Origin of the sequence: Spongiactinospora rosea, assembly GCF_003315795.1 — a bacterium.
In the GTDB taxonomy this organism is placed as follows: Bacteria; Actinomycetota; Actinomycetes; order Streptosporangiales; family Streptosporangiaceae; genus Spongiactinospora; species Spongiactinospora rosea.
Genome location: NZ_QMEY01000001.1, coordinates 639,935 through 663,750 on the forward strand (window position 1 = coordinate 639,935; position 23,816 = coordinate 663,750).

The 23,816-nt window shown below is 69.1% G+C and carries 23 protein-coding genes; 18 read left to right on the forward strand and 5 right to left on the reverse strand.

Going from position 1 to position 23,816, the window contains the following annotated elements:
• The first annotated feature begins 45 nt into the window (after positions 1 to 45).
• From nuoL to DP939_RS03355, 4 genes are read left to right on the forward strand one after another with little or no spacing between them, the layout of a single operon-like run.
• The gene (nuoL, locus tag DP939_RS03340; RefSeq protein ID WP_199564954.1) at positions 46 to 1,890 is read left to right on the forward strand and encodes an NADH-quinone oxidoreductase subunit L; all 1,845 of its coding nucleotides are present in this window, start codon (positions 46 to 48) and stop codon (positions 1,888 to 1,890) included.
• Positions 1,890 to 3,449: an NADH-quinone oxidoreductase subunit M gene (locus tag DP939_RS03345; protein ID WP_113978694.1), complete on the forward strand. Its 1,560-nt coding sequence runs from the start codon at positions 1,890 to 1,892 to the stop codon at positions 3,447 to 3,449. Before nuoL ends, DP939_RS03345 begins: the two co-directional genes overlap by 1 nt.
• Complete coding sequence (gene nuoN, locus DP939_RS03350; RefSeq protein WP_113978695.1) at positions 3,446 to 4,993, forward strand: NADH-quinone oxidoreductase subunit NuoN; 1,548 nt, start codon at positions 3,446 to 3,448, stop codon at positions 4,991 to 4,993. The genes DP939_RS03345 and nuoN overlap by 4 nt, the downstream gene beginning before the upstream one ends.
• A gap of 4 nt (positions 4,994 to 4,997) precedes the next feature.
• Positions 4,998 to 5,999, forward strand: a complete 1,002-nt coding sequence (locus DP939_RS03355; protein WP_404828575.1) for a polyprenyl synthetase family protein — start codon at positions 4,998 to 5,000, stop codon at positions 5,997 to 5,999.
• Here DP939_RS03355 and rarD read toward each other — a convergent pair.
• Positions 5,975 to 6,901 carry an EamA family transporter RarD gene (gene rarD / locus DP939_RS03360; protein ID WP_113978699.1) on the reverse strand — a complete coding sequence of 309 codons (927 nt, stop codon included), beginning with the start codon at positions 6,899 to 6,901 and terminating at the stop codon, positions 5,975 to 5,977. The genes DP939_RS03355 and rarD overlap by 25 nt on opposite strands.
• A gap of 138 nt (positions 6,902 to 7,039) precedes the next feature.
• On the opposite strand from rarD, the gene msrA reads away from it, so the two are divergent.
• Positions 7,040 to 7,702 carry a peptide-methionine (S)-S-oxide reductase MsrA gene (gene msrA / locus DP939_RS03365; RefSeq protein WP_113978702.1) on the forward strand — a complete coding sequence of 221 codons (663 nt, stop codon included), beginning with the start codon at positions 7,040 to 7,042 and terminating at the stop codon, positions 7,700 to 7,702.
• A 52-nt stretch (positions 7,703 to 7,754) separates the two neighbouring features.
• Here the strand turns inward: msrA and DP939_RS03370 are convergent, their stop codons facing one another.
• The gene (locus tag DP939_RS03370) at positions 7,755 to 8,495 is read right to left on the reverse strand and encodes a hypothetical protein (protein WP_225878019.1); all 741 of its coding nucleotides are present in this window, start codon (positions 8,493 to 8,495) and stop codon (positions 7,755 to 7,757) included.
• 79 nt (positions 8,496 to 8,574) lie between these two features.
• Positions 8,575 to 9,654 carry a hypothetical protein gene (locus DP939_RS03375; protein WP_225878020.1) on the reverse strand — a complete coding sequence of 360 codons (1,080 nt, stop codon included), beginning with the start codon at positions 9,652 to 9,654 and terminating at the stop codon, positions 8,575 to 8,577.
• Positions 9,655 to 10,534: 880 nt separating this feature from the next.
• On the opposite strand from DP939_RS03375, the gene DP939_RS03380 reads away from it, so the two are divergent.
• From DP939_RS03380 to DP939_RS03390, 3 genes are all read left to right on the forward strand, one after another.
• Positions 10,535 to 11,392: a hypothetical protein gene (locus DP939_RS03380; RefSeq protein WP_113978706.1), complete on the forward strand. Its 858-nt coding sequence runs from the start codon at positions 10,535 to 10,537 to the stop codon at positions 11,390 to 11,392.
• A gap of 118 nt (positions 11,393 to 11,510) precedes the next feature.
• Entirely contained in the window at positions 11,511 to 12,158 is a 648-nt protein-coding gene (locus tag DP939_RS03385) for a PadR family transcriptional regulator (protein ID WP_113979481.1), read from the forward strand.
• 170 nt (positions 12,159 to 12,328) lie between these two features.
• Positions 12,329 to 13,006, forward strand: a complete 678-nt coding sequence (locus tag DP939_RS03390; protein WP_113979482.1) for a class I SAM-dependent methyltransferase — start codon at positions 12,329 to 12,331, stop codon at positions 13,004 to 13,006.
• A gap of 962 nt (positions 13,007 to 13,968) precedes the next feature.
• Here DP939_RS03390 and DP939_RS03395 read toward each other — a convergent pair.
• Positions 13,969 to 14,304 (reverse strand): MmcQ/YjbR family DNA-binding protein, encoded by a 336-nt coding sequence (locus tag DP939_RS03395; protein WP_113978709.1) that lies wholly within the window; start codon positions 14,302 to 14,304, stop codon positions 13,969 to 13,971.
• A gap of 103 nt (positions 14,305 to 14,407) precedes the next feature.
• On the opposite strand from DP939_RS03395, the gene DP939_RS03400 reads away from it, so the two are divergent.
• The 10 genes from DP939_RS03400 to rfbD all read left to right on the forward strand — a co-directional run bounded on the left by DP939_RS03400 (position 14,408) and on the right by rfbD (position 23,183).
• Positions 14,408 to 14,719 carry a hypothetical protein gene (locus DP939_RS03400; RefSeq protein WP_113978712.1) on the forward strand — a complete coding sequence of 104 codons (312 nt, stop codon included), beginning with the start codon at positions 14,408 to 14,410 and terminating at the stop codon, positions 14,717 to 14,719.
• Positions 14,720 to 15,125: 406 nt separating this feature from the next.
• Positions 15,126 to 15,560, forward strand: a complete 435-nt coding sequence (locus tag DP939_RS03405) for a hypothetical protein (protein WP_199564908.1) — start codon at positions 15,126 to 15,128, stop codon at positions 15,558 to 15,560.
• The gene (locus DP939_RS46705; protein WP_199564909.1) at positions 15,551 to 15,757 is read left to right on the forward strand and encodes a hypothetical protein; all 207 of its coding nucleotides are present in this window, start codon (positions 15,551 to 15,553) and stop codon (positions 15,755 to 15,757) included. Before DP939_RS03405 ends, DP939_RS46705 begins: the two co-directional genes overlap by 10 nt.
• Before the next feature lie 580 nt (positions 15,758 to 16,337).
• On the forward strand, positions 16,338 to 17,240 hold the full coding sequence (locus tag DP939_RS03415; protein ID WP_113979483.1) for a DMT family transporter: 903 nt from the start codon (positions 16,338 to 16,340) through the stop codon (positions 17,238 to 17,240).
• Between the two features lie 2 nt (positions 17,241 to 17,242).
• Positions 17,243 to 17,950 (forward strand): GntR family transcriptional regulator, encoded by a 708-nt coding sequence (locus tag DP939_RS03420; protein ID WP_225878065.1) that lies wholly within the window; start codon positions 17,243 to 17,245, stop codon positions 17,948 to 17,950.
• Between the two features lie 206 nt (positions 17,951 to 18,156).
• Positions 18,157 to 18,507 (forward strand): hypothetical protein, encoded by a 351-nt coding sequence (locus DP939_RS03425; RefSeq protein ID WP_113978718.1) that lies wholly within the window; start codon positions 18,157 to 18,159, stop codon positions 18,505 to 18,507.
• A gap of 311 nt (positions 18,508 to 18,818) precedes the next feature.
• Positions 18,819 to 20,291, forward strand: coding sequence for a sugar transferase (locus tag DP939_RS03430; protein ID WP_113978720.1), 1,473 nt, complete (start codon positions 18,819 to 18,821; stop codon positions 20,289 to 20,291).
• Between the two features lie 2 nt (positions 20,292 to 20,293).
• A complete protein-coding gene (locus tag DP939_RS03435) occupies positions 20,294 to 21,361 on the forward strand; it encodes a glucose-1-phosphate thymidylyltransferase (RefSeq protein WP_113978722.1) in 1,068 nt (355 codons plus the stop codon).
• The gene (gene rfbB, locus DP939_RS03440; RefSeq protein WP_225878021.1) at positions 21,355 to 22,326 is read left to right on the forward strand and encodes a dTDP-glucose 4,6-dehydratase; all 972 of its coding nucleotides are present in this window, start codon (positions 21,355 to 21,357) and stop codon (positions 22,324 to 22,326) included. The genes DP939_RS03435 and rfbB overlap by 7 nt, the downstream gene beginning before the upstream one ends.
• Positions 22,323 to 23,183 (forward strand): dTDP-4-dehydrorhamnose reductase, encoded by an 861-nt coding sequence (gene rfbD / locus DP939_RS03445; protein ID WP_113978727.1) that lies wholly within the window; start codon positions 22,323 to 22,325, stop codon positions 23,181 to 23,183. Before rfbB ends, rfbD begins: the two co-directional genes overlap by 4 nt.
• On the opposite strand, the gene rfbC is transcribed toward rfbD, so the two are convergent.
• On the reverse strand, positions 23,177 to 23,773 hold the full coding sequence (gene rfbC, locus DP939_RS03450) for a dTDP-4-dehydrorhamnose 3,5-epimerase (RefSeq protein WP_113979484.1): 597 nt from the start codon (positions 23,771 to 23,773) through the stop codon (positions 23,177 to 23,179). The two genes, rfbD and rfbC, sit on opposite strands and share 7 nt — an antisense overlap.
• Positions 23,774 to 23,816 lie beyond the last annotated feature (43 nt).

Consider the following 23,816-nt stretch of genomic DNA (forward strand, 5'->3'; position numbering starts at 1 on the left):
AAGATCGTCGAGCACGCCGGGGGAGTGATCGGGGCCTCCTGGCTGATGATCGCGCTTCCGTTGCTCGGAGCCGCGATTTTGCTGCTGGGCGGACGCCGTACCGACCGGTGGGGCCATCTGCTCGGCGTCGCCATGTCGCTGGCCTCGTTCGCCGTGGCCGTCGTCACGTTCTTCGAGCTGATCGGGCTTCCCGAGGGCGAGCGGCGCAGGGCGGTCGGCCTCTTCGAGTTCATCCCGAACCTCGTGGACATGGGCCTGTTGATCGACCCGCTGTCGATCTCGTTCGCCCTGCTGATCACCGGTGTCGGCTCGCTGATCCACATCTACTCGATCGGCTACATGTCGCACGACCCCGACCGGCGCAGGTTCTTCTCCTACCTGAACCTGTTCGTCGCGGCGATGCTGCTGCTGGTGCTCTCGCACAACTACGTCGGGCTGTACATCGGCTGGGAGGGCGTCGGCCTGGCCTCCTACCTGCTGATCGGCTTCTGGCAGTACAAGCCGTCGGCGGCGACCGCGGCCCAGAAGGCGTTCGTCGTCAACCGCGTCGGTGACTTCGGCCTGGCGATCGGCATCTTCACGATCTGGACGACCTTCGGCAGCGTGACCTTCCAGGGCGTCTTCGAGAGCGCGGTCAAGCCCGAGCAGGGCGTGCTGACCGCCATCGGCCTGCTGCTGCTGCTCGGCGCGTGCGGCAAGTCGGCCCAGGTGCCGCTGCAGTCCTGGCTCCTGGACGCGATGGAGGGCCCGACCCCGGTGTCGGCCCTCATCCACGCGGCGACCATGGTCACCGCGGGCGTCTACCTGGTCGTCCGCTCCGGCGCGATGTTCTTCCCCGAGGGTTCCACCGCGGCGCTGGTCGCGGCCATCGTCGGTACGGTGACGCTGCTGGCCGGCGCCATCATCGGTATGGCCAAGGACGACATCAAGAAGGGCCTGGCCGGCTCGACGATGTCGCAGATCGGCTACATGATGCTGGGCGCGGCCTTCGGCCCGGCGGGCTACGCCTTCGCCATCGGCCACCTGATCACGCACGGCTTCTTCAAGGCGAACCTGTTCCTGGGCGCCGGGTCGGTCATGCACGCCATGAACGACGAGGTCAACATGCGCAGGTACGGCGCGCTGCGCAAGGTGCTGCCGGTGACGTTCTACACGTTCTTCATCGGTTACCTGGCGATCATCGGCTTCCCGCTGCTGTCCGGCTACTTCACCAAGGACGGGATCATCGAGACGGTGATCCACCACAACCAGGTCCTCGGCTGGCTGGCCGTCCTCGGCGCCGGGCTGACCGGCTTCTACATGTCCCGGATGGTCTTCATGACCTTCTTCGGGGAGAAGCGCTGGGCCGATGACGCCCACCCGCACGAGTCGCCCGCGGTGATGACGATCCCGCTGATCCTGCTGTCCATCGGGTCGATCTTCCTGGGCGGCTACCTGATCCTGGGCAACACGTTCATGAAGTTCATCGGTCCTGCGGTGGGCACTCCGGACGAGCTGCCCGCCTTCCACTGGAACACCGTGCCCGGCCTGGCCACGCTGGCGCTGGTCGCGGTGGGCGCGATCATCGCCTGGCTGCGGTACGGCAGGGTCCCCGTCCCGGTCACCGCCCCGCGCGGGTCCTTCCTGACCACCTTCGCCCGGCGTGACCTGTACGGCGACGCGCTGAACGAGTCGCTGTTCATGCGGCCCGGCCAGTGGCTCACCAGGATCGCCGTGTTCTTCGACAACCGCGGGGTGGACGGCCTGGTCAACGGGCTGGCCGCGGGCATCGGCGGCACCTCGGGACGGCTGCGCAGGGTCCAGACCGGATTCGCCCGCTCGTACGCGTTGTCCATCCTCTTCGGCGCTGCCGTGGTGGCCGGCGCTCTGCTCCTCGTAGGGAACCTGTGATGCCCTGGCTTCCGATACTGATCGCCGCGCCCGTTCTGGGCGCGGTCGGCGTGGCCGCGCTGCCGAAGGGCAGCGACAAGGCCGCCAAGCAGCTCGCCCTGGCGGTGTCGCTGGTGGTCCTCGCGCTGACCCTGGCGATGGCCTTCCAGTTCCCGCTGGAGAGCGGCAAGCGCTTCGCCTTCGAGCAGACCTACTCCTGGATCCCGTCCTTCGGCGTCAACTTCGGCGTCGGGGTGGACGGCATCGCCCTGGTGATGATCGCGCTGTCCGCGGTGCTGGTGCCGATCGTGATCCTGGCCTCCTGGCACGACGCGGACGGCACCGGCGCGGAGAACCCGCCCAAGCGGTCGGTGAAGACCTACTTCTCGCTGCTGCTGGTCCTTGAGGCGATGATGATCGGCGTCTTCGCGGCGACCGACGTCTTCCTGTTCTACGTGTTCTTCGAGGCCATGCTGATCCCGATGTACTTCATGATCGGGTCCTACGGCGGCGCGCAGCGGTCCTACGCGGCGGTCAAGTTTCTGCTGTACTCGCTGTTCGGCGGGCTGCTCATGCTGGTCGCGGTGATCGCGCTGTACGTCACCGCGGGCAAGAACACGTTCATGTTCCCCGAGCTGGTCGGGGCCGTGACCGATCCGGGCGTGCAGAAGTGGCTGTTCCTCGGCTTCTTCATCGCCTTCGCGATCAAGGCGCCGCTGTGGCCGTTCCACACCTGGCTGCCCGACGCCGCCGCACAGGCCCCCGCGGGCGCGGCGGTGCTCCTGGTCGGCGTGCTGGACAAGGTCGGCACGTACGGCATGCTGCGGCTGTGCCTGGAGCTGTTCCCCGACGCGGCGAAGTCCTTCACCCCGCTGGTGATCATCCTTTCGGTGATCGGCATCGTCTACGGCGCGATCGTGGCCATCGGCCAGACCGACATGAAGCGGCTCATCGCCTACACGTCGATCTCGCACTTCGGCTTCATCGCCATGGGCGTGTTCGCGATGACCAGCAACGCCCAGGCGGGCGCGACGCTCTACATGGTCAACCACGGGTTCTCCACGGGCGCGCTGTTCCTGATCGCCGGATTCCTGATCTACCGCAGGGGCTCGGCCAGGATCGACGACTACGGCGGGGTACAGAAGATCGCCCCGGTGCTGGCGGGCACGTTCCTGGTGTCCGGCCTGTCCGGTCTGGCGCTGCCCGGCCTGTCGTCGTTCGTCAGCGAGTTCATGGTGCTGATCGGCACCTACCAGCGCGATGAGGTGCTGTTCGTCACGTCCGCGATCATCGGTACGACCGGGGTGATCCTGGCCGCGATCTACATCCTGTGGATGTACAAGCGCGTCGCCAACGGGCCCACCGCCGAGTCGGTCTCCGGGATGAAGGACCTCAACGGCAGAGAGAAACTGGTCATCGCCCCGCTGCTGGTCCTGATCATCGGCCTCGGCTTCTACCCCAAGCCGGTCCTCGACGTGATCAACCCGGCCGTGCAGCACACGCTGACCAGCGTGGGTGTGAAGGAACAGCCGCCCGTCGCGGGCGTAGGCCAGGCGAATGAGAAGGGGGCCGGCAATTGAACGGCATCCAACCGCCGACGATCGAGTACGGGCAGCTCAGCCCGCTGCTCCTGGTCTTCGGCGCGGCCATCATCGGGGTGCTGATCGAGGCGCTCGCCCCCCGCTACCTGCGTAAGTCGCTCCAGATGCCGGTCACGCTGCTCGGCCTGGTGGGCTCGTTCGCGCTGGTGCTCACGGTGGTCATGCAGGGCGTGCCCACCAAGGCCGCGGCCGAGGGCGCCATCGCGGTGGACGGCCCGGCGCTGTTCATCTGGGGAGTCATCCTGATCCTCGCGTTGATCAGCGTGCTGCTGATCAACGACGACAACGAGTTCGTCGCCTCGGCCGCCGCCGTACCTGGCACGCCCGAGGAAGAGGACGCGATAGCCGCGGGCGGCGCGCACACCGAGATCTACCCGCTGGCGCTGTTCGCGATCGGCGGCATGATGCTGTTCGCGTCGGCCAACGACCTGCTGATCATGTTCGTGGCCCTTGAGGTCATGTCGCTGCCGCTGTACCTGCTGTGCGGCCTGGCCCGCAGGCGACGCCTCCTGTCCCAGGAGGCGTCGGTCAAGTACTTCCTGCTGGGCGCGTTCTCCTCGGCCTTCTTCCTGTACGGCATGGCGCTGGTCTACGGCTTCGCCGGCACGGTCAGCCTGGCCGGGATCAACGACGCGCTCGGTTCGGTGGGCGGCCAGAACACGCTGCTGCTGATCGGCACGGGCATGCTCGGCGTCGGCCTGCTGTTCAAGATCGGCGCCGCGCCCTTCCAGGCGTGGAAGCCCGACGTCTACCAGGGCGCGCCCACCCCGATCACCGCGCTGATGGCCTCCGGCACGCTGGTCGCCGCGTTCGGCGCGGTACTGCGGGTCTTCTGGGTCGCGCTCGGCAACCTGGACTGGGACTGGCGTCCGGTCATGTGGGGCGTGGCGATCCTGACCATGGTCGCCGGGGCGGTCCTGGCGATCACCCAGACCGACATCAAGCGGATGCTCGCCTACTCCTCGATCGCGCACGCGGGCTTCCTGCTCACCGGCGTGATCGCGACCGGCGCGGAGGCCCAGAACGCGCTGTCGCTCAAGGGCATCCTGTTCTACCTGGTGGCCTACGGCATCACCACGGTGGGCGCGTTCGCGGTCGTCACCATGGTGCGCGACGCGGGCGGCGAGGCCGGGCACCTGTCTCGCTGGGCGGGTCTCGGCAAGCGGTCGCCCGCGCTGGCCGGCGTGTTCGCGTTCTTCCTGCTGGCGTTCGCGGGCATCCCGCTGACGTCGGGGTTCTTCGGGAAGTACGCGGTGTTCGCGGCGGCGGTCGCCGGTGGCGCGGTTCCGCTGGTCATCGTGGGCGTGGTCAGCTCGGCGGTGGCGGCGTTCTTCTACGTCAGAGTGATCGTCCTGATGTTCTTCAGCGAGCCCGCACCGGACGGCCCGACCATCGCCGTCCCGAGTGTCGGTACCGCGGGTGTGGTCGCCATCGCGGCAGCGGCTACCGTAGTGCTCGGGATCTACCCGGAGCCCGTGCTCCGGCTGGCGGAGGACGCCGCGTCGACATTGTTCATTCGTTAAGGGGATCAGTATGGCCGCGCCACCCGTTGTTGACCTGCCCATCGGCGACGAACGGCTGGCGCGGGACATGGCCGGGGGCCTCGCCGAGGTGGAAAAGCTGCTACGCGCCGCGGTGGAGAGCGAGGACGCCTTCATCACGGAGGCGTCCCGCCACCTCATCGAGGCCGGCGGCAAGCGGTTCCGCGCGACGCTGGTGCTCTTGGCCGCGCAGTTCGGCAACGCCGCCGCGGCGGGCGTCGTACCCGGCGCGGTGGTGATCGAGCTGACCCACCTGGCCACGCTCTACCACGACGACGTCATGGACGAGGCGCGGATGCGCCGCGGCTCGGCCTCGGCGAACGCCCGCTGGGACAACACCATCGCCATCCTCACCGGCGACTACCTGTTCGCCCAGGCGTCGATCCTGCTGGCCGACCTGGGCAACGACCTGATCCGCACCCAGGCCACCACGTTCTCCCGGCTCGTGCAGGGCCAGATCAGGGAGACCAGGGGGCCGCGCCCCGGCGATGACCCGGTCGAGCACTACATCGAGGTCCTGGCGGACAAGACGGGCTCGCTGATCGCCACCTCCGGGCGCTTCGGCGGGCTGCTCGGCGGGGCCCCGCCGCGGATCGTCGACCGGCTGGACGGCGCCTGCGAGGCCATCGGCATCGCCTGGCAGCTCAGCGACGACCTGATCGACGTGGCGGCCACTACGTCGGAGAGCGGCAAGACTCCCGGCACCGACCTGCGCGAGGGCATCCGCACGCTGCCCGTGCTGTACGTGCTGGGCTCCGACGACCCGGCGGACGCGGGGCTGCGCGAGCTGCTGTCCGGTCCGGTGCCCGAGGAGCGCCTGTCCGAGGCCCTGACCGCGCTGCGCGCCCACCGGGCGATGGACCAGGCCAGGGCGGAGCTGAACCGCTGGGCCGACCGGGCCAGGGCCGACCTGGCCGAGCTGCCGGACATCCCGGCCAGGGAGGCGTTCATGTCGCTGTGCGACTACGTGGTGGCCCGCTCCGGCTGAGGACGTACGGCCTGCGCCGCGATCCGCGACCGCCGCGCCTGGCGCAGCGCGTCCCAGGTGAAGATGCCGAGCGCGACCCACACGATGGCGAACCCGGCCCAGCGTTCCGGGGGCATCGTCTCGCGCACGATGAACACGCCGGTCAGGAACTGCAGGACCGGCGCGATGTACTGCAGCAGCCCGACCACGGTCAGCGGCACCCGGATGGCGGCGGCGGTGAACAGCAGCAGCGGTATGACCGTGACCATGCCCGAGGTCGCCAGCAGCAGGGTGTGCCCCCAGCCGTGGCCGACGAACGTCCCGGTGCCCTGGCCTTGCAGGAACAGCAGGTAGCCGAGCGCGGGGAAGAACAGCAGCAGCGACTCCACGGTCAGGCTTTCGGCCGCGCCGACGTTCGCCATCTTCTTGACCAGGCCGTAGGTGCCGAAGGACACCGACAGCACCAGCGCGATCCACGGCAGCCTGCCGTAGTCGAGGGTGAGCACCACCACGGCCACCGTGCCGAGCCCCACGGCGGCCCACTGCGCCGGGCGTAGCCGCTCGTGCAGCAGCACCACCCCGAACATCACGCTGACCAGCGGGTTGATGAAGTAGCCCAGGGCGCTTTCGACGACGTGGCCGGTGGTGACCGCGTAGATGTAGGTGCCCCAGTTGAAGGTGATCAGCACGGCGGCGAGTGCCAGCAGGCCGAGACGGCCGGGCTGCCGCAGCAGCGGCCGTACCCACGACCAGTGCCGCCTGACAGCGAGGATTCCGACGACCGCGATCAACGACCAGGCCATCCGGTGCGCGAGCATCTCCAGGGAACTGGCCGGTTCGAGCAGCGGCCAGTAGAGCGGGAACACCCCCCACAGGCCGTAGGCGGCTGCTCCGTAGAGGACTCCACGCTGTTCGTCAGGCATGAAGCCAATTTTCCCTCCTTACCGGACATTAGGGCAAATAAGCTGTTCTGTGGGTACGGTTAAGCGCTGCTTACGCAAAGGAACAACCGGGACGCGCGGATGGTTGGGGTAGGGCGAGAACGGATGAGGAGGTCCCTGATGGGCTGGCTGTTCGGCAGAGACAAGACCACCATGGTTTCCGCCCAGGACGCGCTTCCCGGCCGTCCCACCCCGATCCCGGTGCCCGACCGGCACCTCGTCCTCGGTACCCGGCTCGCCCCGCCGTACCCCGAGGGCAGCGAGATCGCCGACTTCGGCCTCGGCTGTTTCTGGGGCGCCGAGCGCGCCTTCTGGCAGATCCCCGGGGTCATCACCACGGTGGTCGGCTACCAGGGCGGCCACACGCCCAACCCGACGTACGAAGAGGTCTGTTCCGGCCTCACCGGCCACACCGAGGTGGTCCGCGTCGTCTTCGACCCGTCCAAGGTGAGCTACGAGGAGCTACTGCGGGCCTTCTGGGAGACCCACGACCCCACCCAGGGCATGCGCCAGGGCAACGACGTGGGCACCCAATACCGCTCCGCCATCTACACCCACGGCCCATCCCAGGAGAAGTCCGCCCACACCACCCGCGACACCTACCAGCAGACCCTGACCGACGCGGGCTACGGCGAGATCACCACCGAAATCGCCCCCGCCGGCCCCTTCTACTTCGCCGAGGACTACCACCAGCAATACCTCAAGGCCAACCCCAACGGCTACTGCGGCATAGGCGGCACCGGCGTCTCCTGCCCGGTGGGCATCGCCGCCGCCGGTGAGTAGACCCGTCCCGTAGGGGAGTTCCGGCCTCGTCAGCGCGGAGGGGGCGGAGGGCTCAGGCGCGGTCCAAGGCCCGCACGAGGTCCGCGGCGAGCAGGGACGTCGCCAAGGCGACCGTCTCGGGCTCGCCGATTCCCTCTTCCGCGCGTCCGGCCATCGTCGAGCCGAGCGCGTCCGGTCCCGCCGCGAACAGTGTCGCCAGATGCCCGACCGCCTGCTCGGTGACCTCGCCGCTGACGGAGTCACCGGCCAGGAGCCTGAACGTTGCGGCCAGCTCAGCGGTGTCGGCGTCGATGAGGATGCGGTACATGTCGTGCGCGTCCTTGTCGTTCAGCCGGCGGGGGACCGAGACCCGTTCCGCGATCTTGTGCAGCTTGGCCACCAGCAAGGCCGCGGCCCCGGCGACCCTGACCCGATAGACGCGGGCATCGGCCGGATCAAGGGCGCCGACGTCCATGACCGTGTTGTCGACGACAGCGGCTTCGAGACCTCGGGCGCGCCGCGTGGCACGGCGATCATGCGGCGGGATGCGGGCTCCCCGCCTGTTCCTCGTACCCGCTCCGGCAAGAGCCTCGGGCACCATCAGATCGACGGGAAGGCCCGCGGGATTCAGCCACGCTCCCGGCTGTCCGTCAAGGGGGTCACGGTAGAACCCCGCGCGGGCCATTGATCGCTCCAGGAGCGGATCGTCCTCAAGGACCCTCGGGTCGAGCGCGAGGTCGCTGTCTTTCGTCGTCTCGGCGAGTGCGACGGGACTTCCCGCCGTGCGCAGGTAGACGGCCTGTGCCCCGATCACGATCACAGCGTCGCGATGGACGTCCAACGCGGCCAATGCGTCGAGAAGCGCGGACCGGGACCGGACGAGGATGTCGCCGCTACCTACGCCAGGAGGATTCATGCCGCGCCATCCATTCGATGAGTTCTTCGGCTTCAGAGGGGCTGCGTCCGGGGCCTGTCATCAGGTCGACGGCGACTTGGGGTGGTGCTGCGACGGTGAGACCGGAAGCGTCGGTGATGGTACGGGTGAAGACGACCTCGCTTTCCGGCTCGGCCAGCATCACATTCGCTCCGGCGTCAGCAGGGCGAAGATCCCACAGACGGGCGGTGTGCTCGGCGTCCGTCGTATAGATCATGGCGGAGCGGGCCGGAGCGTAGGGGGCCCAGTTGGCCGCGGCCAAGGTCCCGGTCATGGCGTACTGGGTGGGATTGTCGGCCGCCCGCCGCACAAGGTCGGGTAGGCCCCTCGGCGCTATCCACCGGGTGACGCGACTGCTTCGTACGAACCCGTAGTCCTCGCTCCAGCGCCTCAGCAGCGCGATCCAGTCGGGAACCACGACCGCACCCGAACTGTTCCGCGTTGCCAGGCTCTCGTTTTCGAGGAACTCGATCACCCGGTAGGTCGAGCCGGTGGACACACCGGCGATGCCGGTCAGCTCACGGGCTGTCCACGATCTTTCGTGGTCCAACAGTGCACGCACGATCCTCGCCGCGGGAGCGCCCTTCAACGTTCCGCGCGGCCTTCCAGGACCACGCCACGGATCACGGTCGGCCCCGCGGTCCGCGACGTACAGGCCGGGCTGAGAGACGTTCAGGGTGATGTTCCCCGTCGCGTCTATGTAGGAGAGGCCGGCATCCGAGAGCCGCATACGCACGGGCGGCGACAGGTATCGGGAGACGACCACCCCATGGGCGCCTGGATGCTCGTCCACCGCGGCACTCAACTGCTGGAGCAGCGTGGCGGTGTCCCGTCTCTCCACCACGTGCTTGGCCTCCAGGATCAGCACGACCGACGTCCCGTCCGGCGCTGTCACCTCCCAGAGAGCATCAAAGCGAGCATCGGGCCGCCTGCGGCTCACAGGTGTGACGTCCCACCCGGCCGGCAGCCGGTCACCCAGCACGGCCAGCCCGGCCCGCAGAACTTCGGCCTTGCTCTGCGGCTGTGGCCTCGCCTCCATCGGTGCTCTCCACTCCCTCGGTGTTCGGGAAATATCCTAACTCCGCTGATGGCGGAGACCTGGGATTTCCCGAACGCCGCACTGGAGGCGGTTGCAGGCATGCCGAGTTGCGGCGCTCGACATCCAGCAGGGCGTGAGGCAGGCGAAGCCTCCGGAGCCAGCACACGGCCCGACCCGGCGAACGTCCGCTCTATGCCTTTGGCGAGGAAGGGTCATGCAAGCCTGAGAGAACCCTTGCGAGAGCCCCTTGATCGACCGCGCAACAGACCATCCCCGCCCGGCGCAGCCCATGTCGATCACATCACTTCGTCGACTGCCGAAGCCTGCGGTGAATGTCCACAGCCATGTAGAAGTCCCTGGGGTGATCAGTTCCAGGTCACCACTGATGGCAGGCCCAGGTCTCCCCTTGTCGGGCGGAGGCTCTGGGTCCGGCATCAGCGGCGACAGCCGACCATTGGCAGCGGGCGCGTCCGCCTTGCGTATGAGCAAGTAGGCAGGCCGGACCGCCTGGTATCCGCGAGCCGCTCCGACTATGGGCACGCGAAGGACCGTCACGGTCGCGGCGTGGTACGAAGCCGCACCTGTCGACACTCTGGCCGTTCATCTCCCGCGCGGTACGGTGCTGCGCCGATCCGATGCTGCAACCCGCAGGGGTGGGGTGGTGTCCCGCCGAGTGGTGTGAATGGGAACGTCCACGATCCGTTGCCGATGCTGGACGCCGCGTGCCTGGCCTGACGTGGGTGGAAACCCAACCACCGGCGCCTCTCATCACCCTTCTCCCGCGCCCATGCCGTTTCGAAGCTCCTAAGGGGTTTTCCACAGGTGGTGGCGTGGCGGGATCGGAGGTTGTCCACAGAATCGGATTCGGCGGGTGGGTGGCATGGTCGGATGGCGCATGCTGCTGTTCGTGGCGGCAATGATTACGCCGAGGTTTCTCGGCCATGCGGTGTTGGTGTCCGGGCTCGATCCCCGTGTGGTGGCGTGGGGGAAGACGGCGGCGCACCAGTGGGGGATCGATACGGCGGCGGCGAGGGCGCCCGCTGAGCCGTGGCCGATGGAGTTCATCGTGCCGCCGGGGTTCGGCGACCCGCCGGGGTGTCTGGTGCGGGAAGGGGGCGTCGCCGACTGCGATGTGGCGACCCACCTGGGGGTGCGGCTCACCGGGCGGGAGCGCACCGCGATCGACTGCGCGCTGCATCTGCCTCGCCTTGAGGCGGTGACCGTGCTCGACCAGTTCCTGCGTGCGGGGCTGACAGAAGGCCGGCTGGCCGCGCGGGCGGCCGCGTTGCGCAGGGAGGGCGACCGCCGGCGTGCCAGGAGCGTGCTGGCCCTGGCCGACGGGGGCGCGGCCTCGCCGCGTGAGACCTGGATCCGGCTGGCCCTGCTCGACGCGCGGCTTCCGGCTCCGCGCACCCAGATCCCGGTGCGCCTGCCCGGCGATGACCGCACCCGCTACCTCGATCTCGGCTGGGAGGAGTTCCGGTTGGCGACCGAATACGACGGCGAGGAGCATCACACCGCTTCCGCCGATCGGCGCCACGACGACGTCCGCCGTGCCGGGCTGCGGGAGCTGGGCTGGCGCATCATCCCCGTCCGCCGTGACGTCATCCCCGCCCGGACCGCCGACTACATCGAGAACGTCGCCAACGCCCTTCTCGAACGCGGCTGGAAACCCTCCCACGACCACCTCCTCGCGGTGATGTCCCGGGTCCGCGCCGCCCGGCGCCGCCCGCCGTGAGCGACCTGGGGCGGGGTGCCGTCCAGTCGGACATTGACCGTGGAGCTAGGGGCGATATTGGGGGATTGATGTACTTTACTCGTATACGTATACTCGTCTACGAGTAGGAGGAGTGGCCGTGGCCAGGCAGCGCAAGGTGAACAACATGCTCGGCCTGGCCGTGCTGTCGGCCCTCGTGGAAAGGCCCATGCATCCCTACGAGATGGCCGTCGTCCTGCGGGAACGCGGCAAGGACGAGGACATGCCGATCAAGTGGGGCACCCTCTACACCGTGGTGCGCAACCTGGAGAAGTACGGGTTCATCACCGTGTCGGAGAGCGTCCGGGACGGTTCGCATCCCGAGCGCACGATCTACCAGATCACCGAGGAGGGCCGGGCGGAGTTCGCCGACTGGGTGCGCGATCTGCTCGCCGAGCCCGAGCGCGAACAGCCGAAGTTCATGGCGGCCCTCTCGGTGTGGCAGATCCTCGGACCGGAGGAGGCGACGCGGCTGCTCCACCAGCGGCTCACCCTGCTCGACACGGAGATCGCCGACCGGCGAGCGGCACTGGCGGGCTACGCCGGCGACGTGCCGCGCGTCTTTCTCGTCGAGTCGGAGTACGGCCTGGCCATGCGCGAGGCCGAGGCGGCATGGATCCGATCCCTGCTCGACGAGCTCACCACGGGCTCGTTCCCCCACCTGGCCGCGTGGCGGGAGTGGTACGAAACCGGCCGGCTGCCGTCCGAGGTGCGATCCCTCGCCGAAAGGGGCGGCCAGACCGACTGAAACCGCGTTAACGGATCCGGCGGCGGTGCGGGAACACCGCCGCCGGGCCCTCGACCTCGAACCGAAACCCGTGGAACGGAAATCCGGCCGCAAGGTGGCAACCGTAAGGATAGCCGGGCTTCCGTCCCTGGGCCGGTTCGGACACCACAAGATCCGAAACCGGAGTGACCATGCGTAACACGCAACGCAAGCACACCCAGGCCGTGTCCATGGAGGGCTCGATGGCGCGGTGGTACGCGCGCCAGCGGGCCTCCGGCCCTCAACTCGCTGAGGTGCGCCGGCTCGCCACCCGCCTCGGCGACGGCCTCCCGGCCGGTGCCGCCGTCCTCGAAATCGCCCCCGGCCCCGGCTACCTGTCCATCGAGCTCGCCCGGCTCGGCTTCAAGGTGTCCGGCCTCGACCTCAGCCGGACACTCGTCGAGATCGCCACCGACAACGCCCGCCAGGCGGGCGTGCCCATCGACTTCCACCGCGGCGACGCGGCGGACCTGCCCTTCGCCGACGAAACCTTCCGGCTAACGGTGTGCGTGGCGGCGTTCAAGAACTTCGGCAGCCCCGTCCGGGCACTGAACGAGATGCACCGGGTCCTCGGCGAGGGTGGCACGGCCGTGATCCAGGACATGAACAGGGAGGCGTCCAACGCCGACATCGATGAGGAGGTGCGCGGCATGGATCTCGGCCGCGTCAACTCCCTGATGACCAAGCTCCCGCTACGCAGCCTACGACGCCGCGCCTATTCCCCCGCCGACTTCCAACGCCTCGCCGCCGAAAGCACATTCGGCACCTGCGAGGTCCACACGTACGGGATCAGCGCGGAGGTGCGTCTGACCAGACGCCCTCACCCCTGACACGCCTTTCGCCGGTGGCGTCGCATGGCCCAGGCCGGAGCGGCATCCAGCAGGAGGCTGGACTCCCACGCCGGCCGGTTCACACGCCGTAGACGCCGCCGGCACCGTCACCCGCCCGGCCCGGCAGCGACCGACCGCCTGCGGTGCGTTGCCCTGGCCACGTCGCGAAGCCCGGCCGCAGCCGGGCTTCGACCATCGGCCACAAGGCCGATTGCCGGCTGTCCCACGTCCTCGGACGTACGGGATCTGTCGGGTCGTACTGGGCCGGGGCGTTGTCGGATGCGCTGCTGTACGCCTTGCAGTTCGTCGTCAATCAGCCCCGAGGACGTCCGCCGGGGTGAGCCGACCGACGAGGTATCAAGAGTGCTCCCGGCCTGGGTGGGAAGGTCGGCATGATCTAGGCGATTGGAGCCGTCCGGCCTGCGGCAGTTTTGTTTCGGTCGGGAGCGTGATTGCCTTTTTCTTCAGTCGCTTGGATCAGATCGACCGGTGGCCTATTGGCTCCGGCTCCGGGCAGGGCCCGGCATGGTCGCTCGGCGTCTTGGTCAGGTGGGTATGACCCGTTGCCGTCGGGTGGGATCTGGCACGCAGTTGGTGCGGGGATGGAGACAGCGCTTCTGTTGTGACCAACGACAATCACCGGCTGCCGGTATGCGGTGGAACCTTTCCGCTGGGGGCTGGTCGCCCACGCAGGTGCTCAGTGCGTGCATGGTGTGGCGGTGATGGCGAATCGCCGAAGGGTGTGAATGGGAGCGTGCAGATCGACATTGCGTAGATCGGCCACTCGGCTGCTGGAAGGTTCCATCATTCCGCTGGGTGCGATCATGTGCCGGTGTTCGCTGCCAAGACCGGGGTCATCTCTGGTGGGGCGCTTTCGGTGCGGGTGACGTCCGGGTTGTTGAGTGGTGGAGTGCTGGGCGGCTGGCTGGTACGTGCCGATGGTGGGCGACCGGCCGGATGTTTCAGTCGAGAAGGGCGATCAGGCGCTTGGGGGCCTTGAGTCGCCAGGCGTCGGTCAGTAGCTCGCGCAGCTCGGCCTGGTCGACCGCTCCGAGGCGGACTCGCATCCAGTTGTAGTTATCGTCGTGACCTTGGCGGATGTAGAACTTGGTGGGCTCGGCGGCGAGTAGGTGGGTGCGCTCGGGGCGGGGGATGGCGATGCCGATAGCCTCGTCGTCGTCACCGATCGAGGCGAAGATCTTGTTTCGCACCCGGAAGGTCGGCAGGCCCCACGCGAGCTTTTCGGTGGTCTCTGGAAGGGAGAGCGCGATCGAACGGACATCATCCACGGTCGTCATGTCTCCATACTCAACCAGCTCGGTTTTCTGGCTTCCAGGTGATTCGGAACCATCCGGCTCCCGGGCACGTCTTGAAGGTAAGGAGCGACAGGGGGAGAGGTACATGCCATCGGTCGCAGAACTGGTCGAGTCGGAGGTGGCCCGGGTGTCGCAGGCGGTGCGTGCCCGGGGCGTGGAGTTGGAGCAGGAGGGCGCGGTGCAGCTCGTGCGCTACGCCCCGCTGGTGGTCACCGCCGAGGTCGACGACGCGGCGGCCCGTGTCGAACTGACCATCGTGGAGGGCTCACTGAGCTGGTTCTGCACTTGCGTTGAGGGCAGGTCGGGCGCGTTCTGTGGGCACTGCGCGGCCACCGCGCTGGCCGCCTGTCAGCGCAAGGGTTCGCTGGCACGGTCAGGGCAGAGCCCCAGGCCCTAATCGAATAGGTCGGTGACAAAAGCCCCATCCGCCCTGAGCGGCCGGGGGTGATCGCCCCATTCCGCACCAGTCGCCCGCAGGATGGACTCTGACCGAATCCCGTTGCTGGCGTCGCCACTCCTGATCGGAAAAAGGTTCCGGGGCCGGGGGCTCGGCCCCAGCCCGATGGAGACGCCTCTGATCTGGTCCAAGCGACCAGTTGAAAAAAGGTTCAGTGGTGTGTCCGCCTTCAGCGGGAACGGTCGGCGGGAGACAGCGCGTTCGCTCACATCGCGGTTTGTATCTCCGGTTCCGTGCCGCAAGATCCACTGCTGCTTTAGCATTCGCGGCCAGGGCGGCGCGCCAGCGCGCTTCTCGCCGGGGCTTGGGGGCCGGGCCCGGTACGCAGGTCGCAGGAGGCGACGAAATGCTCGACGCTGAGCCGCAGCCCGCAGGTGGGAAAGTGCTCTGGCACTTCACGATGTCACTGGCCACCGGCATCTCGGCCCGGCCGGGCCTGATCGATGAGTACGTCCAGACCACCGGCGCCGTGCTGGGCGGCCGGGACGGCTGGGATGCCTCGCCTGGCAGCCGCCCGTACGGCGGTGCCTGGAAGGGGCCGATCTTCGTGCTCACCCTCCATTCCGAGGGCGCGGTCCCTGCCGACGGCGTCATGTTGCTGAACTGCGGTCCGGCCGAGGCGGTGCGGATCGGGCTGGAGGCGGCCGGTGGCAAGAACCTCGAAACGGCTGGGATGCCTCGTCTGGCAGCCGCCCGTACGGCGGTGTCTGGAAGGGGTCGATCTTCGTGCTCACTCACCATTCCGAGGGCGCGGTCCCTGCCGACGGCGTCATGTTGCTGAACTGTGGTCCGGCCGAGGCGGTGCGGATCGAGCTGGAGGCGGCCGGTGGCAAGAACCTCGAAGTGGGCCTGATCGACGAGATCGACCCGCACATCGCACCGGTACTGCTCGGCGAGGGCATTCGGCTCTACGACAACCCGGCGGTGCGCCGATCCGTCCCCACGGGGTCGGCGACGGCGATCCGACGGCGGTCGTGAACGTACGGTACCGGCCCAGCGTGCCCACCGCCGTGGGGCCTCGCGCCTGACGGCCAGGAGCACGCCCACCCTGCCTCCGCCATTGGGCCCCTTTGGGACGAGATCCTTGACAGCTTCACCGGCCGTACGGAAGTGGGGCCACAGCTGAGCGGACCGGCGCTTTCGTCGGCTGGTGCCGGTACTCCGGCATGTGTGGTGACGGAGGTCGCGTCGATCTTCGTCACCGTAGGGGAGAGTCCGCTGAAATGGGATCGCTTCGGGGCTGGGCGACTCCGGGGCATGGGTGAAGGCGATTTCGCCTACGAGGAGGAAACGCCCGGGCGGAGCCGGGGGTGTGCGTCGCAGCCTGCGTCGGCCCTGCTTTTCGAGGGCGATCGATTCCTGGCGAGCATGGCCCTCCGCCTGTCAATGCTCTTGTTGATTTCAAGTCAACGTGGCTCATGGTTCCGGGCGGGGAGCCCGTCGTCGCAACGCCGTCAAACGGGGCGAGCGGGAGGAAAACGATTGGACGACATGTGTCTGGTTGTCAGACAATCAAGAGGTGAAGTTCAATGGGCCACTTGCCGTGGTCGGTGCCGCGATGTTGTGGGGGACGGCCGGGGCTGCGGGGGCGTTGGCGGTCCGCGGGGGTGTTGATGTGGCGCCTGTGTCGCTGGCCGCGGCCAGGCTGTTGATCGGTGGGCTGCTGCTGGCCGTCCTCACCGGTGCGCCCGCTGCGGTTGCGCTGCTGACCGGGAGGGGGCCCGCGCGTGTGCCGATGTTGCTGGCCGCGGTCGCCGCGGCCGGTTACCAGCTCGCGTTCTTCGCGGCGGTCACCCGGACCGGGGTCGCGATCGGTACGGTCGTGGCGATCGGCAGCGGGCCGATCTTCACCGGGGTGCTGGCCTGGCTGATCGACGGCGTGCGGCCGACCCCGCGCTGGGCGGCGGCCACCGCGGCGGCGGTCGCGGGGTGCGCCGTGCTGATCGCGGGCGGCGGGGTGGCGGCCGGGGGCGAGGTCCTGTCGGGCATCCTGTTCGCGCTGCTGGGGGGCTTGCTGTACGCGTTCTACGCGATCATCGCGGCCCGGGTGATCAGCGCGGGTACGCCGTCGGGGGTGGTGATGGGGGCGATGTTCGGCGGCGCGGGTGTCGTGATGCTGCCCATTCTGCTGACCTCCGACTTCACCTGGCTGGGGAGTGCGGCGGGCCTCGGTACCGCGGTGTACCTGGGGTGCGCGACCACCGCGCTGGCGTGTTTCGTGTACGGCCTGGGCCTGCGTACCACTCCGGTCGCCACCGCTGCCACGCTGACTCTCGCCGAGCCCGCTGTGGCGGCCCTGCTCGGTGTGGTCGTGCTGGGGGAGCGGCTGGCCCCCGCCTCGCTGGCGGGGCTCGGCCTGCTGGCCGCTGCCCTCGTCCTGGTGGCGCTGCCGAGCGGCGGCGTACGGCTGCTCGTACGGCGGCGCCCGGCCGTGCCGGAGAGGGCAGAATCGTCGGCGTGAGCATGCCACTGCGACCGGTCTCGACGGTCAGCGCGCTGGCCGACGCGCTGCGCGCCAGAGTGCTGTCCGGAGAGATCGAGCCGGGCACGGCGCTGCCGGAGCAGGAGATCGCGGCGGCGTACGGCGTGGCGCGTCCCACCGTGCGCGAGGCGCTGGCCGCGCTCGCGCACGAGGGCTTGCTCCGGCGCGAACGCAACCGTAGTGCGCATGTGCCGGTGGTGAGCGCGGAGGATCTGGCCGACCTGATGTTCGTACGCCGGCCCCTGGAGGAGCTGATGGCCACGGCGCTGGCCGGGCGGCGGGTGGCGGAGGCCGAGGCGGCGCTGGAGCGGATGGCGGAGTTGCCGCCGGGGTCGCCGTGGGGGCACGTCGTGGCCGAGCACATGGCGCTGCACCAGGCGCTGATCGTCGCGGTGGGCAGCCCGCGGCTGGAGCGCCTGTACGGCACGCTGGCCGCCGAGACCCGCCTGGGGCTGGTACGGCTGCGGCGCGTCTACGACGAGGACCGCGCGGCCCTGATCGCCGAGCACCGCGACCTCCTGGACGCCATCGCGGCAGGCCCTGCCGAGGCCGCCCGCGCCGCCGTACGCGCCCACCTGGACCACTCCTGGGGCGACCACACGCCAGACCACGCCGAAGGCCAGGGGGCAGGTCACGCGCCGGGTGTTCTCGCGGACCGTTCGCAAGGCCATTTCGAAGAGCACGCGTAAGGCCACGCGCCGGTCCATACACAAGGCCATCCCGAAGACCACCAGTCAGGCCACCCACGGACCATACGCCGGACTGCGAGCGGTGCGGCAGGTGCAGAGCAGGCGTGGGGGCGGGGGGTTGGTTTGGGGTGTTATGGGGGGTGCGACCCCCCGCTGTTTCGTCGTTCCCTTGCATGGGGCCCCCTGGAGTCGTAAGAATCGCGCCCATGCACGGCAACCCAGTGCCGGACTCTTACGTGTACGTCACAGAAGAAGGCGTGACCCGTCACTACGCTGACGGCAGCGTGGAAGCGCTCGCGTGGGAAGACGTCGTGGAGGTTCGGGTCGAGGGTGACGCGGACGCCGACGTTCTCTATACCCTGCTCGACCGCGACGGCCAGGGCTGTGTTGTGCCCAGGTCGGCCACCGATGCGTCGTTTCTAACCCGGCTGCGCTATTTGCCCGATTTTGATCTGGATCGGCTCGCGTCGGCGGTGGCGACCTCGAAAGAGGGATACACGGTGGTCTGGCGCAGCCCTGACCCGCCATCGCCACTGCCCGATCTCGAATACGACTAGACCCCGATCGGCCCGCGACCAGCCGCCGACCGGCCCGCGCCGAGCCTCCGCCCTCATCACCAGGCGGTACGCCGCCCCCGGGACGCCCCGCTCCTTGCTCGGTCCACACCATTTGGACCGTTCCGTCAAGGCCCTACACCCCCCGCGATTCGTCCGATTGTGGACATCCACCCTTATTCCCCTCAAGGTGGTTGATCTTTAGGATTTCCATGGGTACCCACCGCTCCTGATACATCCAGGAAATGTGTCAACCAGAGGGACGGGCCGCACGTCTCGTTTCTGCTTAGACAGAGGCAGCAGGGTGGGGTGGAATGAGGGTGGGGGTTGAGGAGCGCAGTGTGGCGCTCCTCGATGAAGTCGCGCGCACGGCTCCAAGCATCTGGACGAGGTCCTACGCTCGGATCCTGATCGCGGGCGATCTCGCTTGCGCGGTGATCGCCTGCGAAGTCGTCGTCGGCACCCGGCTGTGGCTGGGCGCCTACGTACCCGGCACCGAGGCACTTCTCGGGCTGGCACTCGCACTGGCCTGGCCTGTGGCGATGGCGCTGGGGGGCGCCTACCGCAAGCGGCTGCACGGCGAGGGCACCGAGGAGTTCCGGGTGGTCTTCAATGGCGGTCTAGCGCTCACCGCCGCGGTGGCGATCGGCGCCTACGCGACCCAGACGAGCATCGCACGCAGCTTCGTGATGGCGATGTTCCCGCTGGCGTTGTTGCTGACGGTGTTCTTCCGCTACCGGATGCGCAAAAGACTGCATCGGCTACGAAAGCAAGGCGATTACGTAAGACAGATGGTGGCTGTAGGTCATCGCGAGGCCGTTCTCGACCTGGTGATGCAGTTTCGCCGCCAGCCGCACCACGGCATGCAGATCGTCGCCGCGTGCCTGCCCGAAGGGACTCCGGACCCGGCGATGGACCCGGTGATGGATGTGGACGGTGTGCGCGTCCTCGGCGACTTCGGGAGCGTTCCGGAGGCTGTGGCACGTGCTAAAGCCGACTCCGTGGCCATCCTGGCCTGCCCCGAGCTGGACGGCGCGGCCCTGCGCCGGCTGGCCTGGAGCCTGGAGGAGGCCCGCACCGAGTTATACGTCGCCCCGGCGCTGCTGGATGTCGCGGGTCCGCGGATCAGCATCCGGCCGATGGCGGGGATGCCGCTGCTGCACCTGGAGCACCCGGAGTTCGACGGGGCCAGGCGGCTGGTGAAGAACGCCTTCGACCGGGTCGTGGCCGGGGCGGTGCTGGCCGTACTGGCCGTGCCGATGCTGGTCATCGCGGCGATCATCCGCGCGACCAGCGACGGGCCCGCGCTGTTCCGGCAGTCCAGGGTGGGCAAGGGCGGCACTGAGTTCCAGGTCTTCAAGTTCCGCACGATGGTCAACGACGCCGAACGCCGCAAGCTGGAACTGCTCGGCGACAACGAGTTCGACGGCGTGCTGTTCAAGATGCGCAAGGACCCGCGGATCACCCGCGTGGGAGGCTTCCTGCGCCGCTACTCGCTGGACGAGCTCCCGCAACTGCTCAACGTGATCCGCGGCGAGATGTCCCTCGTCGGGCCTCGCCCGCCGCTCCCCGACGAGGTGCGCAAGTACGGCGAGGACGTCCGCCGCCGCCTCGTCGTCAAGCCGGGCATGACCGGCCTGTGGCAGGTCAGCGGCCGATCCGACCTGACCTGGGAGGAGTCGGTCCGGCTGGACCTGCGCTACGTCGAGAACTGGTCGCTCGTGCTCGATCTCCAGATCCTCTGGAAGACCTGGTCCGCCGTGATAAGCGGAGAAGGAGCCTACTGACCGTGAAAGCTCTGGTGCTGGCCGGCGGGGCGGGGACACGGCTTCGGCCGATCACCCACACGTCGGCCAAGCAGCTCGTGCCGGTCGCCAACAAGCCGGTGCTGTTCTACGGTCTCGAAGCGGTCGCCGCGGCGGGCGTCAGGGAGACCGGGATCGTGGTCGGCGACACGCACGCGGAGATCGAGGCGGCCGTCGGCGACGGTTCCGCGTTCGGTCTCCAGGTCACCTACCTGCGCCAGCACGCCCCGCTCGGGCTGGCGCACGCGGTCGCGATAGCCCGCGACTTCCTCGCCGGCGACGACTTCGTCATGTACCTCGGCGACAACTTCATCGTCGGCGGGATCAACGGACTGGTGGACCGGTTCGCCCATGACCGGCCCGCCGCCCAGATCATGCTGACCCAGGTGGCCGATCCGGGGCAGTTCGGCGTCGCCGAACTCGACTCCGAGGGCCGCGTGGTCGGCCTTGAGGAGAAGCCGCGTCACCCCAAGAGCGACCTGGCCCTGGTCGGCGTCTACATGTTCACCGCCGCCATCCACGACGCGGTGGCGGAGCTGAAGCCGTCGGGGCGCGGCGAGCTGGAGATCACCGACGCGATCCAGTGGCTGATCGACGCGGGCCACCGGGTGGAGTCCACCATGGTCACCGGCTACTGGAAGGACACCGGCAACGTCACCGACATGCTGGAGGTCAACCGGCTCGTGCTGGAGTCGCTGCCCGCGCGGGTCGAGGGCACCGTCGATCCGGGCAGCGAGCTGATCGGCCGGGTGGTGGTGGAGCCGGGCGCGATGGTCACCCGTTCGCGCATCGTCGGCCCGGCCGTGATCGGCGCCGGGGCCGTGATCACCGGCAGCTACATCGGACCGTTCACCTCGATCGCGGCCGGCTGCTCGATCAGCCATAGCGAGATCGAGTACTCGATCGTGCTCCCGCGGGCGTCGATCTCCGGCGTGGGACGCATCGAGGCGTCGCTGATCGGACATGACGTCGAGGTCACGCCCGCTCCCGCCACGCCCCGAGCCCACCGGCTGGTGCTCGGCGACCACAGCAAGGTGCAGATCAGTTGCTGAACCCCCCTGGTGACCAGGGGCGTGTACTCGTGACCGGCGGCGCCGGGTTCATCGGCTCGCACTATGTGCGGGCGCTTGCCGCCGCCGGGGTCACGGTCACGGTCCTGGACAAGCTCACGTATGCCGGAAATCCCGCCAACCTGGACGGGACACGGCACGACTTCGTGCACGGCGACATCTGCGACGCGCGGCTCCTCGCCGACGTGGTCCCCGGACACGACGTGGTGGTCAACTTCGCCGCGGAGTCCCATGTGGACCGATCTATCGACGGGGCCGCCGACTTCGTGCGGACCAACGTGCTCGGCACCCAGACGCTCATGCAGGCGTGCCTGGACGCCGGTACGCCGCGCGTGGTCCAGGTGTCCACCGACGAGGTCTACGGGTCGATCGAGTCCGGCTCGTGGGCCGAGGACGCCCCGCTCGCGCCGCGCTCGCCGTACTCGGCGGCCAAGGCGGGCGGCGACCTGATCGCCCGCGCGTACGCGGTGACCCACGGCCTGCCGGTGTCGATCACCCGATGCGGCAACAACTACGGGCCCAACCAGTACCCGGAGAAGGTCATCCCGCTGTTCGTCACCAACCTGCTCCAGGGCCGCAAGGTCCCGCTGTACGGCGACGGCGGCAACGTCCGCGACTGGATCCACGTCGAGGACCACTGCGCGGGCATCCGCCTGGTGGCCGAGCGCGGCGAGCCCGGCGAGATCTACCACATCGCCGGTACGGCGGAGCTGACCAACGTCGAGCTGACCGGCAGGTTGCTGGCCGCCTGCGGCGCGGACTGGGACATGGTCCAGCGGGTCCCCGACCGCAAGGGCCACGACCGGCGCTACTCCCTGGACGACGCCAAGCTGCGCGCGCTCGGCTACACCCCGCGGATCGGCTTCGAGGACGGCCTGGCCGCCACCGTGCGCTGGTACGCGGAGAACCCCGCCTGGTGGAAACCCCTGAAGGAGGGCACGCCGTGAGGTGGCTGGTGACCGGTGGTCAGGGCATGCTGGGCACCGACGTGGTGGCGGCGCTGCGCCGCGGGCCGGTGCCCGAGACGGTGGCCGCGCCCGGCCACGCCGAGCTGGACGTACGCGACCCGCGCGCCGTGGCCGCGGCCATGGAGGAGCACAAGCCCGACGTGGTGGTCAACTGCGCCGGATGGACCGCCGTGGACGCCGCCGAGGAGCACGAGGCCCAGGCCACGGAGGTCAACGGCGCGGCCGTGGAGTCGCTGGCGGCGCTGTGCGCCGGGTACGGCGCGCGGCTGGTCCAGATCTCCACGGACTACGTGTTCGACGGGACCGCCCGCGAGCCGTACGCCGAGGACCACCCGGTGAACCCGGTCAACGCCTACGGGCGCGGCAAGCTCGCCGGGGAGACGGCCGCGCTCGCGTACGGCCACCTGGTCGTGCGGACCGCCTGGCTCTACGGCCCGCGCGGCCGCAACTTCGTGCGGACCATGATCCGGCTGGCCGCCGAGCGGGACACCGTCGCGGTCGTGGACGACCAGACCGGCCAGCCCACCTGGACCGGCGACCTCGCGGCGCAGGTGCTCCGGCTGGCCCGTACCGAGGCCCCCAGCGGCGTCTACCACGGCACCAACGCGGGCCGCACGACCTGGCACGGCTTCGCCAGGGAGATCTTCACCGCGCTCGGCGCGGACCCGGGACGGGTGACCCCCATCCCGACCGCGCGCTACCCGCTGCCCGCCAGGCGGCCCGCCTACAGCGTGCTCGCGCACGAGGGCTGGGCGAGGGCCGGGCTGTCCCCCATGCGCGACTGGCGCACGGCGTTTCGCGACGCCTGGCCCTCGATGCTCGGGACGGTTCAGTGACTCTTCAGCTTGTCGTAGTAGGCGAGGCAGGTCTGGTAGTCGGGAAGGAGGCCGCTCGCCAGAGCCTCGCTCAACGAGGGGGCGGCGGCGTCCTTTTCGGACAGCACCGGCGTGATGCCGGCGGGCCATTCGATGCCGAGCTCCGGGTCCAGCGGATCGACGCCGTGCTCGCGCTGCGGCGCGTACCCCTCCGAGCAGAGGTACACCACCGTGGCCTGCTCGGACAGGGCCATGAACCCGTGTCCGAGCCCTTCGGACACGTACAGGCAGCGCCGCGACTCATCGTCCAGGCGCACCGCCTCCCATCGCCCGAACCCGGGCGAACCCACGCGCAGGTCCACCACCACGTCGAGCACCGCCCCGGACACGCAGGTGACGTACTTGGCCTGCCCGGGCGGCACGTCGGCGAAGTGGATGCCGCGAAGGACGCCGCGCCGCGACACCGAGCAGTTGGCCTGCGCGAGGCGCAGCCCGTGCCCGGCCGCCGCCCGCAGCACGGGCTCCGAGAAGGTCTCCATGAACCGGCCGCGGTCGTCGGCGTGGATGCGCGGGGTGTGGCACCACGCGCCTTCGATGCTGAGGGGATCCATGGGGCTGAGCATGCCACGCCGAGGCGGCGAAAGGCGTCATCGA

Excerpts from the sequence above, each read along its gene's own strand:
- rfbC (WP_113979484.1), bottom strand. The coding sequence starts at position 23,773 with ATGGATCCCCTCAGCATCGAAGGCGCGTGGTGCCACACCCCGCGCATC.
- DP939_RS03420 (WP_225878065.1), top strand. The coding sequence starts at position 17,243 with ATGCCACTGCGACCGGTCTCGACGGTCAGCGCGCTGGCCGACGCGCTG.
- DP939_RS03400 (WP_113978712.1), top strand. The coding sequence starts at position 14,408 with ATGCCATCGGTCGCAGAACTGGTCGAGTCGGAGGTGGCCCGGGTGTCG.
- DP939_RS03375 (WP_225878020.1), bottom strand. The coding sequence starts at position 9,654 with ATGGAGGCGAGGCCACAGCCGCAGAGCAAGGCCGAAGTTCTGCGGGCC.
- msrA (WP_113978702.1), top strand. The coding sequence starts at position 7,040 with ATGGGCTGGCTGTTCGGCAGAGACAAGACCACCATGGTTTCCGCCCAG.
- DP939_RS03430 (WP_113978720.1), top strand. The coding sequence starts at position 18,819 with ATGAGGGTGGGGGTTGAGGAGCGCAGTGTGGCGCTCCTCGATGAAGTC.
- DP939_RS46705 (WP_199564909.1), top strand. The coding sequence starts at position 15,551 with ATGTTGCTGAACTGTGGTCCGGCCGAGGCGGTGCGGATCGAGCTGGAG.
- DP939_RS03380 (WP_113978706.1), top strand. The coding sequence starts at position 10,535 with ATGGTCGGATGGCGCATGCTGCTGTTCGTGGCGGCAATGATTACGCCG.
- DP939_RS03390 (WP_113979482.1), top strand. The coding sequence starts at position 12,329 with ATGCGTAACACGCAACGCAAGCACACCCAGGCCGTGTCCATGGAGGGC.
- DP939_RS03415 (WP_113979483.1), top strand. The coding sequence starts at position 16,338 with ATGTTGTGGGGGACGGCCGGGGCTGCGGGGGCGTTGGCGGTCCGCGGG.
- DP939_RS03425 (WP_113978718.1), top strand. The coding sequence starts at position 18,157 with ATGCACGGCAACCCAGTGCCGGACTCTTACGTGTACGTCACAGAAGAA.
- DP939_RS03345 (WP_113978694.1), top strand. The coding sequence starts at position 1,890 with ATGCCCTGGCTTCCGATACTGATCGCCGCGCCCGTTCTGGGCGCGGTC.
- nuoL (WP_199564954.1), top strand. The coding sequence starts at position 46 with ATGATCGCGCTTCCGTTGCTCGGAGCCGCGATTTTGCTGCTGGGCGGA.
- DP939_RS03395 (WP_113978709.1), bottom strand. The coding sequence starts at position 14,304 with ATGACGACCGTGGATGATGTCCGTTCGATCGCGCTCTCCCTTCCAGAG.
- DP939_RS03405 (WP_199564908.1), top strand. The coding sequence starts at position 15,126 with ATGCTCGACGCTGAGCCGCAGCCCGCAGGTGGGAAAGTGCTCTGGCAC.
- rarD (WP_113978699.1), bottom strand. The coding sequence starts at position 6,901 with ATGCCTGACGAACAGCGTGGAGTCCTCTACGGAGCAGCCGCCTACGGC.